The sequence below is a fragment of the Candidatus Karelsulcia muelleri genome (assembly GCF_028673255.1).
Taxonomy (GTDB): domain Bacteria; phylum Bacteroidota; class Bacteroidia; order Flavobacteriales; family Blattabacteriaceae; genus Karelsulcia; species Karelsulcia muelleri_D.
In genome coordinates this window covers 29,587-43,578 of sequence record NZ_CP110504.1, presented here as the reverse complement: position 1 = coordinate 43,578, position 13,992 = coordinate 29,587, and the positions used below count along the sequence as shown (strand labels likewise).

General features: G+C 26.2%; 16 protein-coding genes and 2 tRNA genes. 9 read left to right on the top strand and 9 right to left on the bottom strand.

What is annotated here, in order from left to right; translation table 11 throughout:
• Positions 1 to 3: 3 nt before the first annotated feature.
• From fusA to rpsL, 3 genes are read right to left on the bottom strand one after another with little or no spacing between them, the layout of a single operon-like run.
• Positions 4 to 2,088 (bottom strand): elongation factor G, encoded by a 2,085-nt coding sequence (gene fusA / locus ONB78_RS00235; protein ID WP_274096030.1) that lies wholly within the window; start codon positions 2,086 to 2,088, stop codon positions 4 to 6.
• Between the two features lie 12 nt (positions 2,089 to 2,100).
• A complete protein-coding gene (gene rpsG / locus ONB78_RS00230) occupies positions 2,101 to 2,586 on the bottom strand; it encodes a 30S ribosomal protein S7 (RefSeq protein WP_274096028.1) in 486 nt (161 codons plus the stop codon).
• A gap of 2 nt (positions 2,587 to 2,588) precedes the next feature.
• On the bottom strand, positions 2,589 to 2,963 hold the full coding sequence (gene rpsL, locus ONB78_RS00225; RefSeq protein WP_274096027.1) for a 30S ribosomal protein S12: 375 nt from the start codon (positions 2,961 to 2,963) through the stop codon (positions 2,589 to 2,591).
• A gap of 44 nt (positions 2,964 to 3,007) precedes the next feature.
• Here rpsL and tsaD point away from each other — a divergent pair, with 44 nt between their 5' ends.
• Positions 3,008 to 4,006 (top strand): tRNA (adenosine(37)-N6)-threonylcarbamoyltransferase complex transferase subunit TsaD, encoded by a 999-nt coding sequence (tsaD, locus tag ONB78_RS00220; protein ID WP_274096026.1) that lies wholly within the window; start codon positions 3,008 to 3,010, stop codon positions 4,004 to 4,006.
• Positions 4,007 to 4,032: 26 nt separating this feature from the next.
• Here tsaD and ONB78_RS00215 read toward each other — a convergent pair whose 3' ends face one another.
• Complete coding sequence (locus ONB78_RS00215; protein ID WP_274096025.1) at positions 4,033 to 4,284, bottom strand: type B 50S ribosomal protein L31; 252 nt, start codon at positions 4,282 to 4,284, stop codon at positions 4,033 to 4,035.
• Positions 4,285 to 4,358: 74 nt separating this feature from the next.
• On the opposite strand from ONB78_RS00215, the gene ONB78_RS00210 reads away from it, so the two are divergent.
• The 4 genes from ONB78_RS00210 to ONB78_RS00195 are packed head-to-tail and all read left to right on the top strand — an operon-like array spanning position 4,359 to position 8,662.
• Positions 4,359 to 4,562, top strand: a complete 204-nt coding sequence (locus tag ONB78_RS00210) for a 30S ribosomal protein S15 (RefSeq protein ID WP_274096024.1) — start codon at positions 4,359 to 4,361, stop codon at positions 4,560 to 4,562.
• Positions 4,563 to 4,571: 9 nt separating this feature from the next.
• Positions 4,572 to 6,683, top strand: a complete 2,112-nt coding sequence (locus ONB78_RS00205) for a polyribonucleotide nucleotidyltransferase (protein WP_274096022.1) — start codon at positions 4,572 to 4,574, stop codon at positions 6,681 to 6,683.
• The gene (locus tag ONB78_RS00200) at positions 6,683 to 7,633 is read left to right on the top strand and encodes a sigma-70 family RNA polymerase sigma factor (protein ID WP_420720524.1); all 951 of its coding nucleotides are present in this window, start codon (positions 6,683 to 6,685) and stop codon (positions 7,631 to 7,633) included. The genes ONB78_RS00205 and ONB78_RS00200 overlap by 1 nt, the downstream gene beginning before the upstream one ends.
• A 48-nt stretch (positions 7,634 to 7,681) precedes the next feature.
• Positions 7,682 to 8,662 (top strand): pyruvate dehydrogenase complex E1 component subunit beta, encoded by a 981-nt coding sequence (locus ONB78_RS00195; protein WP_274096020.1) that lies wholly within the window; start codon positions 7,682 to 7,684, stop codon positions 8,660 to 8,662.
• Between the two features lie 49 nt (positions 8,663 to 8,711).
• Here the strand turns inward: ONB78_RS00195 and rpmF are convergent, their stop codons facing one another.
• Both rpmF and ONB78_RS00185 read right to left on the bottom strand, forming a co-directional pair.
• Positions 8,712 to 8,891, bottom strand: coding sequence for a 50S ribosomal protein L32 (gene rpmF / locus ONB78_RS00190; RefSeq protein WP_158380382.1), 180 nt, complete (start codon positions 8,889 to 8,891; stop codon positions 8,712 to 8,714).
• Between the two features lie 35 nt (positions 8,892 to 8,926).
• Entirely contained in the window at positions 8,927 to 9,673 is a 747-nt protein-coding gene (locus tag ONB78_RS00185; RefSeq protein WP_274096018.1) for a PLP-dependent aminotransferase family protein, read from the bottom strand.
• A 24-nt stretch (positions 9,674 to 9,697) separates the two neighbouring features.
• Between ONB78_RS00185 and ONB78_RS00180 the strand changes: the two genes are divergently transcribed.
• Complete coding sequence (locus ONB78_RS00180) at positions 9,698 to 10,282, top strand: RsmG family class I SAM-dependent methyltransferase (RefSeq protein ID WP_274096016.1); 585 nt, start codon at positions 9,698 to 9,700, stop codon at positions 10,280 to 10,282.
• On the opposite strand, the gene ONB78_RS00175 is transcribed toward ONB78_RS00180, so the two are convergent.
• A tRNA-Gln gene (locus tag ONB78_RS00175) sits at positions 10,264 to 10,334 on the bottom strand. The genes ONB78_RS00180 and ONB78_RS00175 overlap by 19 nt on opposite strands.
• Positions 10,335 to 10,417: 83 nt before the next feature.
• Here ONB78_RS00175 and rpsP point away from each other — a divergent pair.
• The 3 genes from rpsP to rpsT all read left to right on the top strand — a co-directional run bounded on the left by rpsP (position 10,418) and on the right by rpsT (position 11,054).
• Positions 10,418 to 10,711: a 30S ribosomal protein S16 gene (gene rpsP / locus ONB78_RS00170; RefSeq protein ID WP_158380384.1), complete on the top strand. Its 294-nt coding sequence runs from the start codon at positions 10,418 to 10,420 to the stop codon at positions 10,709 to 10,711.
• Between the two features lie 8 nt (positions 10,712 to 10,719).
• Positions 10,720 to 10,791 (top strand) — tRNA-Glu (locus ONB78_RS00165).
• A 14-nt stretch (positions 10,792 to 10,805) separates the two neighbouring features.
• Entirely contained in the window at positions 10,806 to 11,054 is a 249-nt protein-coding gene (rpsT, locus tag ONB78_RS00160) for a 30S ribosomal protein S20 (protein ID WP_274096015.1), read from the top strand.
• A 27-nt stretch (positions 11,055 to 11,081) separates the two neighbouring features.
• On the opposite strand, the gene infB is transcribed toward rpsT, so the two are convergent.
• Both infB and ONB78_RS00150 read right to left on the bottom strand, forming a co-directional pair.
• Positions 11,082 to 12,761 carry a translation initiation factor IF-2 gene (gene infB, locus ONB78_RS00155; protein ID WP_274096014.1) on the bottom strand — a complete coding sequence of 560 codons (1,680 nt, stop codon included), beginning with the start codon at positions 12,759 to 12,761 and terminating at the stop codon, positions 11,082 to 11,084.
• Positions 12,758 to 13,975, bottom strand: coding sequence for a SufS family cysteine desulfurase (locus tag ONB78_RS00150; protein ID WP_274096013.1), 1,218 nt, complete (start codon positions 13,973 to 13,975; stop codon positions 12,758 to 12,760). Before ONB78_RS00150 ends, infB begins: the two co-directional genes overlap by 4 nt.
• Positions 13,976 to 13,992: the final 17 nt, after the last annotated feature.

The window sequence follows — 13,992 nt, the reverse complement described above, 5'->3', positions numbered from 1 at the left end:
TCTTTATTTATATATTATTTTTTTACAAACCATTTCAGGAGCTTTCTGATAATGAGAAAACATCATTATTGATGTGGCTCTTCCAGAAGATAAAGTACGTAAAGAAGTCACGTACCCAAACATTTCAGATAGTGGTATTATTGCCTTAATAAGTTTTAAATTTTTTCGCTTATCTTCCATTCCTTGAATTACACCTCTCCTACGATTAATATCACCAACAATAATACCAAGATATTTTTGATGAGTAAAAACTTCCACCTTCATAAAAGGTTCTAAAAGATATGGCTTCGCTTTTTTCGCTGCATTTTTAAACCCTATTTTACTAACTAATTCGAAAGATAATTGATCAGAATCTACTGTATGGTATGATCCATCAAGCAAAATAATTTTAGCTTTTTCTATTTCGTATCCTGCTAAAGGACCATTTTTTAAAGATTCTTTAAATCCCTTTTCTATTGAAGGAATAAATTCTGTTGGAATATTTCCTCCTTTCACTTTATTTACAAATTTTAAACCTTGGTATTCTTTTTTGATTGGTTCAATCTTAAATATAATATCTGCATATTTCCCTTTTCCACCAGTTTGTTTCTTATATATTTCTCTGTGAATAACCTTTTTGGTTAATATTTCTTTATATTCAACTTGTGGCTTACCTTTATTAACTTCAACGTTAAATTCTCTTTTCATTCTATCAATAATAATCTCTAAATGTAACTCACCCATTCCTGAAATTATTGTTTGTCCCGTGTTTTTATCATTACGAATTTGTACTGATGGATCTTCTACTATTAATTTTGAGAGCGCAAGACTCATTTTATCTATATCTGATTTGTATTTAGGCTCAATTGCTAACCCAATAACTGGATCTGGTAACCAGATCTTTTCTAAACAAATTGGATAATTCATATCACAGAGAGTATCTCCAGTTTGAATATTTTTAAGCCCTACTGCTGCACCAATATCACCAGTTTTAATGAAACTAATAGGATTTTGTTTATTAGCATGCATTTGATAAATTCTTGAAATTCTTTCTTTAGTATTGGTTCTACTGTTTAAAACATAAGATCCAGATTTTATTTTTCCTGAATATACTCGAAAAAAAGTCAATTTTCCAACAAAAGGATCAGAAGAAATTTTAAAAGCTAAAGCTGAAAAAGGTTTTTTACTCTTTGGAATAATATTTATTTTTTTTTTTTCATTAACACTATAACCGTATATCTTTTTACTTTCCAGTGGTGAGGGGAGAAATCTGCATATTGCATCCAAAATATATTGTACTCCTTTATTTTTGAAAGCTGAACCACAAATAACAGGAGTTATTTCCAGTTTTAATGTATGTTTTTTTATAGTATTTCTTATATCCTCTTCAGTTATTTTGTTTTTTGAATCAAAATATTTATCAAAAAGGTTACAATCATACTCAGCTAACCTTTCTATCATTTTTTTTCTATACTCTTCAGTCATTTTTATTAAATTCGAAGGAATAGGTATTTGTTTTAATGTTCTGCCAAAGTCAATTTCATTCCATATGAATGCTTTCTTAGAAATTATATCTACGATTCCTTGAAAACTTTCCTCTTTGCCAATGGGGATTTGTAATATCAAACAATTAGTTTCGAGTACTTTTTCTATTTGATCACAAACTTCAAAAAAACTAGCACCTTTACGATCCATTTTATTAATAAAACAAATTCTTGGAACTTTATATTTGTCAGCTTGTAACCAAATATTTTCTGATTGTGGTTCCACACCATCAACTGCACTAAATAAAATCACCAAGCCATCTAATATTCTTAACGATCTTTCAACTTCCACAGTAAAATCTACATGACCTGGTGTATCTATAATGTTAATTTTATATATTTTATCATTATTTTGCCATTCACAACGTGTAGCAGCTGAAGTTATGGTAATTCCTCGTTCTTGTTCTTGTTCCATCCAATCCATAGTAGCTGTACCTTCATGAACTTCTCCAAGTTTATGATTTATTCCAGTATAGAATAATATTCTTTCGGTCGTAGTAGTTTTACCAGCATCAATATGAGCTGCGAATCCAATATTTCTTGTATATTTTAACTTGCTTACCATTCAAATTTATTGTTAAAATTTAATATGTGAAAATGCTTTATTTGATTCAGCTAATTTATGAATATTCTCTTTTTTTTTTATTGCTCTTCCTTCTTTTTGGTAAGCTGCTAATGTTTCTACTGCTAATTTCTTATACATTGCTTTTTCTTTTCTTTCTTTAGAACTATTAATAAGTAACTTAATAGCTTTAGTTAATTGTAAGTTTTTTGGTATAATAATTGGGATATTTATTTTTGTCCCCCCTATTCGTCTACTTTTTATATCTATTTGTGGAGTAACATTTGCTAAAGCTTTATTCCAAATTGTTATGCCTTTTTTATTTTTATTATTATTCTTCTTATAGATCTTTTCTAATTCATCTATAAAATTAGAAAATATGCTATATGCTAATTTTTTTTTTCCATGTTTCATTAAATGATTAACAAATCTTGTAACTAATGGTTCTTTAAATTTTTTATCTGGTTCGTATATTCTTTGTTTTTTTTTTAATTTTCTCATAATTATTTACTTTTCTGTTTTGTTCCATATTTTGAACGGGATTTCTTTCTGTCTTTAACTCCTAAAGTATCCAAAGCTCCTCTAATGATATGATAACGTACCCCTGGTAAATCCTTTACTCGACCTCCCCTTATCAAAACTATTGAATGTTCTTGAAGATTATGTCCTTCACCAGGTATATAAGCGTTTACTTCTTTTCCATTGCTTATCCGTACCCTTGCTACTTTTCTCATCGCAGAATTAGGTTTTTTAGGAGTAGTTGTGTATACTCTAAGACATATGCCTCTGCGTTGTGGACAGTTATTTAAGGCTAAAGATTTACTTGTTTTTTTTATTTGTTTTCTACCCTTTTTTATTAATTGTTGAATTGTAGGCATAATAACACTTGCTTTTTTTTTAATTTATAACATTTTTAAAATACATGAAAAAAAAGAATTTAATTATTTTAGGTATAGATACATCTTGTGATGATACTTGTGCTGCCATTATAAAGAATAACACAGTGTTATCAAATATTGTAAGGACTCAACAAATTCATAAAAAATTTGGTGGAGTGGTACCTGAATTAGCATCCATTTTACATCTTAAGCATATAGTTTATGTAGTTAAGAATGCAATCTTAAAAGCCAAAATTACAACTAACGCTATTAATGCTATTGCGTTTACTAAATTCCCAGGCCTAATAGGTTCTTTATTAGTTGGCAGTGCTTTTGCAAAATCCTTAGCTATGTGTTGGAAAATTCCTTTAATTTCTGTAAATCATATTCAAGCCCATATTCTAGCTAATTTTCTGGAAGGAGTACATTCTACTAACCCTAATTTTCCCTTTATTTCTTTATCTATCAGTGGTGGACATACTAATATAATAAAAGTAAAAGATTTTTTAGAAATGAAAATTTTAGGAAGCTCTAACGATATTTCTTTAGGAAATCTATTTGATAATATTGCTAAAGTACTTGGATTTCAATACCCATGGGGTAGAATTATAGAGAAATATGCTCAATTAGGCAATTCTAAAAAATTTTGTTTTAATAAACCTAAAGTAAAAAATTTAAATTTTAGTTTTAGTGGTTTACAGACTAAGTTGTTATATTTTTTGAATAAGAAAATTAAAAACAATAGCGAGTTTGTTTCACAAAATATTAATGATATCTGTGCTTCTTTTCAAGATACTGTTTTTGAAATATTATTTGATAAATTAAATAAAACTGTTCAAAAAACTGGAATAAAAAATATAGTTTTTTCTGGAGGTATTTCATCAAATATTGGATTACAAAAATTTTTTAGCGAAAAATCTATAGAAAATAACTGGAAAACTTTTTTCCCAAAAAGTGAATTTTCAACTGATAATGCTGCTATGATTGCTCTAGTTGGTAAATTAAAATATGAACGTAATTTATTCGATAAGTTTTATGATTAAATTCAAATATTCTGCATTTTTTCTTTTTATCTTTGAACCACCTTATATCTAGAATGAAACTTTTCTATTCTACCAGCTTTATTCAGATATTTTAGTTTACCAATATAAGTTGGATGCGATAAGCTCGAAACATCCATTTTAAATAAAGGATAAACTTTATTTTTAATTTTTATAACATATTTAGTTTCTACTGTGGATTTACAAAATATTTGATTTTGGCTTGCTATATCTTGAAATACTACAACTCTATAATTTTTTGGATGTATTCCTTTTTTCATTTGACTTTTAAAAGTTTCAAATAATATATAGCGAATGAAATTTTTCTTTTCTGTTTATTTAAAACTTATATTGATTGAAAATATCAGAAATGTTCTTAAAAACAAATAATCTCAAATTAGATACTGGTTCAAATATAGCACAACTATTCTACTTAAATAAAAAGATAAAAAAAATGACGAATCATTTAAAACACAATAAACATGATTATAATACTTATAGATTTTTACTTAAAAAAGTTAGTAACAAAAAAAAACTTCTTAAATTATTGCTAAAATAAAGATCAAATATGAGAAAAAAATTAATAAAAGAAACCATATTTTTAAATGATGGAAAATATATAACTCTTGAAACTGGCCAATTAGCAAAACAAGCTGATGGCTCAATTCTAATAAGAATGGGAAATACAATTTTATTGGCTACAGTCGTCATTTCAAAAGAAGAAAAAGAAGGTGTAAATTTTATACCACTTACAATAGATTATAGAGAAAAATATTCTGCGATAGGGAAAATTCCGGGTGGATATCTTAAAAGAGAAGGCCGTCACACAGAAGAAGAAATAATGACGATGAGACTAATCGATCGTGTATTACGACCAATTTTTCCAAAAGACTTATACAAAGATATTCAAATCCTGATTTCTCTTTTATCTTATGATAAAAGGATATTACCAGATGTTTTAGCAGGCCTAGCAGCTTCTTCTGCATTATATATTTCTGAAATTCCTTTTAAAAAACCTGTTGCAATCGTAAGAATAATTAGAATAAATAATTCTTTTATATTAAATCCTGGAATAGAACAACTTAAAACATCCAATTTTGAGTTGATTATAGGTGGGTCGAACAGTTCAATTCTTATGATAGAAGGAGAAATGAAAGAAATATCTGAATTGGAACTTATAAAAGCTATAAAATATGCTCACAAACATATTAAATCTCAAATATCAGCCCAAAAAAGATTAAGAAAACAAATTAAAATTAAAACAAATAAAAGAATTAACTCAATACAAAATAAAAATATCTTTAATAAGAAAATTATTAAATTTCTAACAAAAAGAATAAAAAAAATTTTTCTTAATTCTTATAGTAAATCAAAAAGAAGCGAAAAATTAGAAAACTTATTAAAACAAGTTAAAAACAAAATGCATCAATGCAGTGAAAAAATAAGTTTAGAAAATGAAAATGAAATAAAAAATTCTTACAACGAATTAAAAAATAAAATTATTATTGACATAATGTTTAAAACAAACAAAAGGCTAGATGGCCGGAAATTTAATAAAATAAGAGATATTTGGTGTAAGGTTGATTTTTTACCTGTCGTTCATGGGTCAGCCTTATTTACCAGAGGTGAGACACAAGCTTTATCTACTCTTACTCTAGGGTCTTATTCAGATGTTAAGAAAATAGATTCTGTAATTGAGCAAGATAAACAAAAATTTTATTTACACTATAATTTTAACCCTTTTTCTACTGGAGAAATAAGACTAGTTAGAGGGATATCACGTAGAGAAATAGGACATGGTAATTTAGCTAAAAGAGCTTTAAAGAATATCATTCCAAATAATAATCCATATACTATAAGAATAGTAGCAGATGTATTAGAATCTAATGGTTCTTCTTCTATGGCAACTGTCTGCGCTAGTACTTTAGCATTGATGGATGCTGGAATACCTATTCTCAGACCTGTCGCAGGACTTTCTGTCGGCTTAATTCTCAAGAAATCAACTGGAGAAAAAATTGTGCTCTCAGATATATTAGGAGAAGAAGATTCTTTGGGAGATCTGGATTTTAAAATAGCAGGGACTAACCTAGGAATTACTGCATGTCAAATGGATGTTAAAGTTGAATGTTTGAATATTGAAATTTTAGCAAAAATACTTGTTAAGGCTAAAATTGGTAGATTATTTATTTTAAGAAAAATGTTAAAAACCATACCAAACCATAGACAATTTCTTAAACCTCATTCTCCAAAAATTTATGCTTTCACTATACCTAAATACTTTATAGGCTCTGTTATAGGTACTGGTGGAAAACAAATTCATGAAATTCAAAATGAAACTAATACAAGTATTTTTATCGAGGAAAAAAATAATTTAGGACGTATTGAAATAATTGGAAAAAAAAATGAAGAAATTAAAAAAGCAGGAATCTTAATAAAATCTAGTATTTTTTTTCCTAAAATTGGATACATATATAAGGCAAAAATTAAATCTATAAAAGATTTTTTGGTGTTTATTGAATTTTCTAAATGTATAGAAAGTATATTACATATTTATGAAATTAATTTCAAGAAATTTGATAGATTAGAATATTTTTTAAAAATTGGAGATATAATCTACGTAAAATATTTGGGAGTAGATAATAAAAATGGTAAAATGATCTTTTCAAATAAATACTTCTGATGTCTAAAGAAAAAAAAAAACCAATGACAAAAACAAATATTACCAAAATACAAAACAATAAATTATACCAAAATTTAGATGAAGAAACTCTTGAAAAATATTTAGATGAAATAGGAACAATTCAATTATTATCTAACAAAGAAGAAATAATTTTGGCTAGAAAAATTCGAAGGGGGTATCACGAAAAGGCAACTCCATATGAAAAAAAAATAGCGAAAAAATGTATTGATCTATTAATAAAATCAAACCTTCGTTTTGTTGTTTCTATAGCGAAAAAATATCAAAACCAAGGCTTGAGTTTTAGTGATTTAATCAATGAAGGAAATCTGGGATTAATAAAAGGAATATGTAGATTTGATGAACGAAAAGGATACAAATGCATTTCATATTGCGTTTGGTGGATTAGACAATCTATTTTACAAGCTATTTCTGAACAATCTCGTGTTATACGTTGCCCAACAAATAAAATAGCATTTTATAATAAAGTAAAGAAATTAATATTAAAATTAGAACAAAAATTAAAAAGAAAACCCACTATAAAAGAAATAAGCGAAACATTAAAATGTACAGAAAAAGAAGTAGATGAAGCAATACTAAACTCATATAAAATCCCATCTTTAGATGCTCCATTAAGTGAAGGAGAAGAAACAGTAAACTTGTATGAAGTTTTAACAAATGAAAATTGTGAAAATGCAGAAGAAAATTTAGAATTTTCTTCGCTTAAAGAAGAAATACAATCTGTTTTAAAAACTCTTCCTGAAAGAGAAGCTCAAATTATTAAACTTCATTTTGGTATCGGATGTTACCCTCATTCATTAGAAGAAATAGCAAAAATATTAAAATTAACTCGCGAAAGATGTAGACAAATAGAAATACATACTTTAAAAAGACTAAGACATACATCTAAAATTCGAAAATTAATTTATTTCTTATATTCAAACAATTTTTAAAGAAATAAATACTTATTAAGTTATATAACAAAATTACAATAGAAAACAATGAAAACAATAAGTTTTAGAGAAGCAATTAAAGAAGCTATGAGTGAAGAAATGAGAAGAGACAAAAGTATTTATTTAATTGGAGAAGAAGTTGGAGCATATAATGGAGCATATAAAGCCTCTAAAGGTATGTTATCAGAATTTGGAAAAAAAAGAGTGATAGATACTCCAATTTCAGAACTAGGTTTTTCAGGACTAGGAATAGGTTCTGCACTAAATGGGTGTCGTCCAATTATTGAATTTATGACTTTTAACTTTTCTTTAGTTGCAATAGATCAAATAATAAATAATGCTGCTAAAATACGCCAAATGAGTGGAGGACAATGGGAAATACCAATAGTATTTAGAGGGCCTACTGGGTTTGCCGGACAATTAGGTGCTACACATTCACAATCTTTAGAAAATTGGTATGCTCATTGTCCTGGATTAAAAGTAGTCGTTCCATCTAATGCATATGATGCAAAAGGGCTTTTAAAATCAGCTATTAAAGATAATGATGTAATCATTTTCTTAGAATCAGAAATAATGTATGGTGATCAAATGAATATTCCAAATAAAGAATATTATTTGCCTTTAGGTAAAGCTAGTATAAAAAGAACTGGTTCAGATATAACGCTGGTTTCTTTTGGGAAAATTTTAAAACTTGCTCTTAAAGCAAGTAAAGAACTAGAAAAAGCAAATATTAATCTTGAAATCATTGACTTAAAAACAATAAGACCATTGGATTATAAAACAATACTAAAATCAGTGAAAAAAACTAATAGATTAATTATTCTAGAAGAAGCTTGGCCATTTGGTTCTATTTCCTCTGAAATTACATATTTAGTACAAAAATATGCTTTTGATTACTTAGATGCTCCAATCAAAAGAATTACCTTAGAAGATACTCCTGCTCCTTATGCAAAAAACTTACTTAAAATATGGTACCCTAGTAAAGAAAAAATAATAACTTATGCTAAAAATTTACTATCAAAAAAATGATTAAATTTCTATTAATAAAATACTTTTCTTACTAGTAAGTTGCATTATGTCATTTCATTTGAAAGACTCGCCCTTTATAATAAATAGTTTTATCAATTAAAATTCCTCTATGATATACATGAATTTTTTTACTAATTTTCTCTTTATATAAGTTAAGAATCTTGATCTTTTGGCTATTTCTTCTTTTTAGTGTTTTAGATTTAGATTTTCTTTTCTTTGGATGTGCCATACAAAAGAACTTTATATTTTAATTATTATAAATGCTTATAAAATATTTTTTTTAGATGTTGCAAAAGCAGATCCTGACACAGTGGAAATAGAAACTTTAGTATTAAATTTCTTTTTAAAGAAATAAGTTGCACCATCAGGTACACCAAATTCCTTTAATAGTTTTATTAATAACTTTCTTTTTTCTCTAAATTTCTTAACAATCTTTTTTATAAAAGTTTTTGTACTAGTTTCTACAACTGATATAGCCGCTTTGTGAGCAATATAATTTTTACATTTAATTTTTACACAAGCTTTTGAGAACCATTCAGCATCACCCATATACCCTATGCTCAATCCAGTAAGAGAAAAAGATTTAGATAATAGAATACTTTTTACACTTAATGTTACTGTTTTCTCATCATATGAAAGTATTATTATGTTTTTCTTATTTTTCAAAATATTTACTATTACTTGTAATTCTTCTAAATAAGAAACATTATCAAAACCAGTTGTATTACATGGAGTTTTGAATAAAGCAATATTATAAGAAAGGATTATTGGTTTAGCATTACAAAATTTAACCATTGAACTTACCCAGTACTGAGCATGAAGAATTACTTCATCTATAGCTTTTGTAGCAGCTCTTAAAACAAAATTCTGAGTAGAAAAATCAGGTTCTCCAATACTTAAATTTCTAACATTATATCCTAATTGTTTTAATTTTTTAGCTTTTTCAGCCATTATTAATGTTTGAGATGATTTAACTTTTTTAATTATATTGGATAACAAGAAAGAATTCATAAATATTATTTAATTGTTTATAATATGCATGCATTTCTAAAACCCAAATTAAGTAAAATAAAAATAACAACAAATCAAATCTATAAATTAAGAGAGCTAAGTAACATGTATAAATATTGGAAAAATAAAATTAATATTATATCAAACAAATCTAGTACTGACTTTTTCATTAATCATTTATTATCTTCTATAAGTATTGCTAACATAGTAAAATTTATAAACAATACTTTAATTCTTGATGCAGGAACAGGAGGAGGATTACCAGGAATACCATTAGCAATATTGTTTGATCATTGTAAGTTTACTTTGATCGACTCAGTTTCGAAAAAAATAAAAATAATAAAAGATTTTATTAAATATTTAGAATTAACTAATGTAGAAGTTAAATGTACAAACGTAAAACAAATAAAACAAAAATTCAATGTTATAGTAACTCGTGGTTTATACAAAAAGTTGGTAAATTACCTGATACAAAAAAATATAATTATTTCAGAAAATAAACTTTTTAAAAATGTAATACTCTGTATTACAGGAACTAAAAAGAAACTAAAAAGATTTAGAGAATATAAATTATCCTTAAAAATAAATCTCAGATTCGTAGGGATTTGAACCCCAACTAACAGAACCAAAATCTGCTGTGCTACCATTACACCACGAATCTTTCAACATTAAATATAAATGTTTTTTACAATATAAATGTTTTTTTTTCTATATACTTTATTTCTATTCTTTAATAAAATTATTATGTCTCTCAGAATACGCCTACAAAGAAAAGGAAAAAAAAAACAACCTTTTTATTCCATTGTAATAGCTAATTCAAATTATCCTAGAGATGGTAAATTCATTGAACAAATAGGAATTTACAATCCTATTCCAAAACCATATATTGTTGAAGTCAATGTGGATAAAGCTATATATTGGTTAGAACAAGGGGCAAAACCAACTAATACTGTGAAATCTTTTTTAAATAGAAAAGGAGTTGGTTACAAAAAACATTTATTAAATGGGGTTAAAAAACTAATATTTGAGAATTGTTAATAATTACTGGCCCATTCGTCTAGTGGTTAGGACATCAGATTTTCATTCTGAAAAGAGGGGTTCAATTCCCCTATGAGCTATAATAAGAAAAATAATGGTTTCACAGAAATTTGAAAAACGTAAAAATTATAAGATTACAAAAACCAACAAATATTTTTTAAAATCCACCAAGACTGCGATGAAAAAGAATAAATCAGTAAAAGATAAAAAATTAGCACAACAAAAATATAGGTTGACCTCTTCATTAATAGATAAATTAGCAAAAAAAAAACTAATACATAAAAATAAAGCAAATAGATTAAAAAGAAAACTACAGAATGATATAAATTTACTGGAAAGTTAAATTATACTAAGGCGTAAGAAATATTAATTATATGATTCTATATGATTCTATAATATCTCCGATTTTAAGTTTCTTAAACTTTTTAATATTTATTCCACATTCAGACCCTTGTTTTACGATATTGACATCTTTTTTCAAATTTTTCAAAGAATTCAATTTTCCAACATAAATAATTTTATCATCTCTTTTTAATTTTATTGTGGAGTTTCTAACAATTTTCCCTTCTAAAACAAGACAACCTGCTACTATCCCAATTTTTCGTAGAGTAAAAAAATTTGTTACTTTTGCTCTACCGTAAATGAAATCTTTTATCTTTGAATTTTTGCTAGTTATAAAGAATTCATTTATCTTGTTCTCAAGTTTATATATTAGATTATATGATTTAATTACTATATTATTCTTAGTAGCTAATTTTGTTGCTTCGTCAGAAATTTTAACTTTAAAACCAACTATCATAGCTTTGTAAGTATATGCTAGTAAAACATCCGATTCATTAATATTCCCTATTCTTTTAGAAATTAAATTTACTTTGTTATTATTTTCTAAAGATTCAGTAATAGCTTCTATAGATCCGTTTAAGTCTGCCTTAATTATTAAGTTTAGTTGTTCTTGTTGTTCTTGCTCTTCCAGCTTATGGAATGAAATTTTTTCTTGTTCAGCTAATATTAATGGTTCTTGCTCTTTTTTAAATTTGTTAAAAATATTTTTAAATTCTTGTTCTGTTTTATAAGAATTAAATATCTCTCCAGATGCTGGAGCTCCATTAAGACCAAAAATTAATACTGGTCGTGAAGGGAGAACATATTTCAGTTGATTCCCTCTTTCATCTATGATTTTAATTACTTTACCAAAAATTTTTCCAACTAATATATAATCTCCTACAAATAAAATTCCATCTTTAATAATTATGGTAGCTGTGTATCCATTTTCTTTATTTAAAGAAGATTCTATGATTGAACCTACAGCAAAATTCTCTTTAGAGTATTTTAAATTTAATAATTCAGCTTCTAAAATTATTTTTTCTATTAGTTTGTCTATTCCAATGCCATATTTTGCAGATATTTCTTGTGACTGATAAGCCCCACCCCATTCTTCAACTAAAATATTTCTTTCTGCTAATTTTCTCATGATTTTCTCTGGATCTGAAGTATTAGTATCTATTTTATTAAAAGCAAATATAATTGGTATGCCAACAGCTTGTGCATTATTTATTGCTTCATTAGTATGTGGCATAATGTCTTCATCAGTTGCTATTACTATTATTGCGATATCAGTTATTTGAGTACCCCTATATCTCATCGCCATAAAAGCTTCATGTCCTGGAGTATCGATAAATGTTAAACTATTCTTTTTATTAATATTTACTTTATACACACCTATATTTTGAGTAATCCCACCATATTCTTCATAATTTACTTGGCTTCTTTTTATGTAATCTAATAAAGAAGTTTTTCCATGATCAACGTGACCTAAAAGAATAATAACTGGATCTCTTGATTTAGTGCGTATTCCTTTCTCTATCAATTCTACTTCATATCCAAACTCTGAAGCAACTAAAGTCAATAATTCATAATCTAATCGTTGAGAACAAGATACTTTAATCCCTAATGAACTACAACGAGTTCTTAGTTTTTCTTTTGGTACGTTAAGTATTAATTCTAATTCTTTTAAATTTATTAACTTTAAAAGTTTAATTTTTTTTGTCATCTTAAAATATCTAAACATTTGATTAAGTATTTATAAAATATATCAATTTCTTCAATAGTATTGTACATGGCAAAACTTATACGAATAGTACCATTAATTTTTAAGTACTCCATGATTGGTTGAGCACAATGTGTTCCAGTTCTAACAGCTATTCCATAATTATTTAATAATTTTCCCAAGTCAAAGGAATGTATATTTTCTATATTAAAAGATAAAATTTTTGTAAGTTTAGAATTATTGTAATAAATTTTCATACCATTAATATTACTTAAAATTTTAATAGCATATTTTAGTAGTTTGGTTTCATAACTATTTATTTTTATAATAGAATAATTTACTAGAAGTTGTAAAGCTTTATTAGTTCCAATAATCCCTGCAATGTTTGGTGTACCAGCTTCTAGCTTAAAAGGAAGACCAGAAAATCTAGTTTTTTTGAAATTTACTTTTTCAATCATTCCACCACCACACTTATAAGGAGGAAACTTATCAAGGACTTTTTTTTTACCATATAAAATACCTAGACCAGTCGGTCCATACATTTTATGTATTGAAAACACATAAAAGTCACAATCTAAATTTTGCACATCAATAGTGATATGGGATATTGCTTGTGAACCATCAATTAAAACTAAAGAATTATGCTTATGAGCCGTTTTAATAATTTTATTAATAGGATTAAGAATACCAAACGTATTAGTAACATGACTAATAGAAATCAATTTGGTTTTTTTTGTCATTAATTTCTTAAAAACTCTAATATTTAATTCTCCTTCTGAGTTCACTGGAATTACTTTTAAATTTGCCTTATTATTTTGACTTAAAACTTGCCAAGGAATTATATTTGAATGATGTTCAGAATGTGAGATAATAATATCATCTGATTTTTTAATAAACTTTGAAATACAAAATGCTATTAAATTTATACTTTCAGTAGTTCCAGTCGTAAAAATTATTTCTTCTCTGTATTTCGCATTAATAAAATATTTAAGCTGCTTTCTACTTAGTTCTAAATAATTATTCGTAAAGTTGTCTAAAAAATGAACACTTCTGTTAACATTAGAATTAAAATTACAATAATACTTTTTTATTGTATTTATTACTTGAACAGGTTTTTGAGTAGTTGCAGCATTATCAAAATATATGCTATTAGTTTCGTTTGTTTTTAAAATTGGAAATTGATTACGAATTTGTTTTATTTCTTCATAAGAAAACATTAAAATTAACTTTTAAA

Bases quoted from the DNA above. Each gene is read 5' to 3' on its own strand.
- rpsP (WP_158380384.1), top strand. From the start codon at position 10,418: ATGTCTCTCAGAATACGCCTACAAAGAAAAGGAAAAAAAAAACAACCT.
- rpmF (WP_158380382.1), bottom strand. From the start codon at position 8,891: ATGGCACATCCAAAGAAAAGAAAATCTAAATCTAAAACACTAAAAAGA.
- rpsG (WP_274096028.1), bottom strand. From the start codon at position 2,586: ATGAGAAAATTAAAAAAAAAACAAAGAATATACGAACCAGATAAAAAA.
- ONB78_RS00195 (WP_274096020.1), top strand. From the start codon at position 7,682: ATGAAAACAATAAGTTTTAGAGAAGCAATTAAAGAAGCTATGAGTGAA.
- ONB78_RS00150 (WP_274096013.1), bottom strand. From the start codon at position 13,975: ATGTTTTCTTATGAAGAAATAAAACAAATTCGTAATCAATTTCCAATT.
- ONB78_RS00185 (WP_274096018.1), bottom strand. From the start codon at position 9,673: ATGAATTCTTTCTTGTTATCCAATATAATTAAAAAAGTTAAATCATCT.
- ONB78_RS00215 (WP_274096025.1), bottom strand. From the start codon at position 4,284: ATGAAAAAAGGAATACATCCAAAAAATTATAGAGTTGTAGTATTTCAA.
- ONB78_RS00180 (WP_274096016.1), top strand. From the start codon at position 9,698: ATGCATGCATTTCTAAAACCCAAATTAAGTAAAATAAAAATAACAACA.
- infB (WP_274096014.1), bottom strand. From the start codon at position 12,761: ATGACAAAAAAAATTAAACTTTTAAAGTTAATAAATTTAAAAGAATTA.
- ONB78_RS00200 (WP_420720524.1), top strand. From the start codon at position 6,683: ATGTCTAAAGAAAAAAAAAAACCAATGACAAAAACAAATATTACCAAA.
- tsaD (WP_274096026.1), top strand. From the start codon at position 3,008: ATGAAAAAAAAGAATTTAATTATTTTAGGTATAGATACATCTTGTGAT.
- fusA (WP_274096030.1), bottom strand. From the start codon at position 2,088: ATGGTAAGCAAGTTAAAATATACAAGAAATATTGGATTCGCAGCTCAT.
- rpsT (WP_274096015.1), top strand. From the start codon at position 10,806: ATGGTTTCACAGAAATTTGAAAAACGTAAAAATTATAAGATTACAAAA.
- ONB78_RS00205 (WP_274096022.1), top strand. From the start codon at position 4,572: ATGAGAAAAAAATTAATAAAAGAAACCATATTTTTAAATGATGGAAAA.
- rpsL (WP_274096027.1), bottom strand. From the start codon at position 2,963: ATGCCTACAATTCAACAATTAATAAAAAAGGGTAGAAAACAAATAAAA.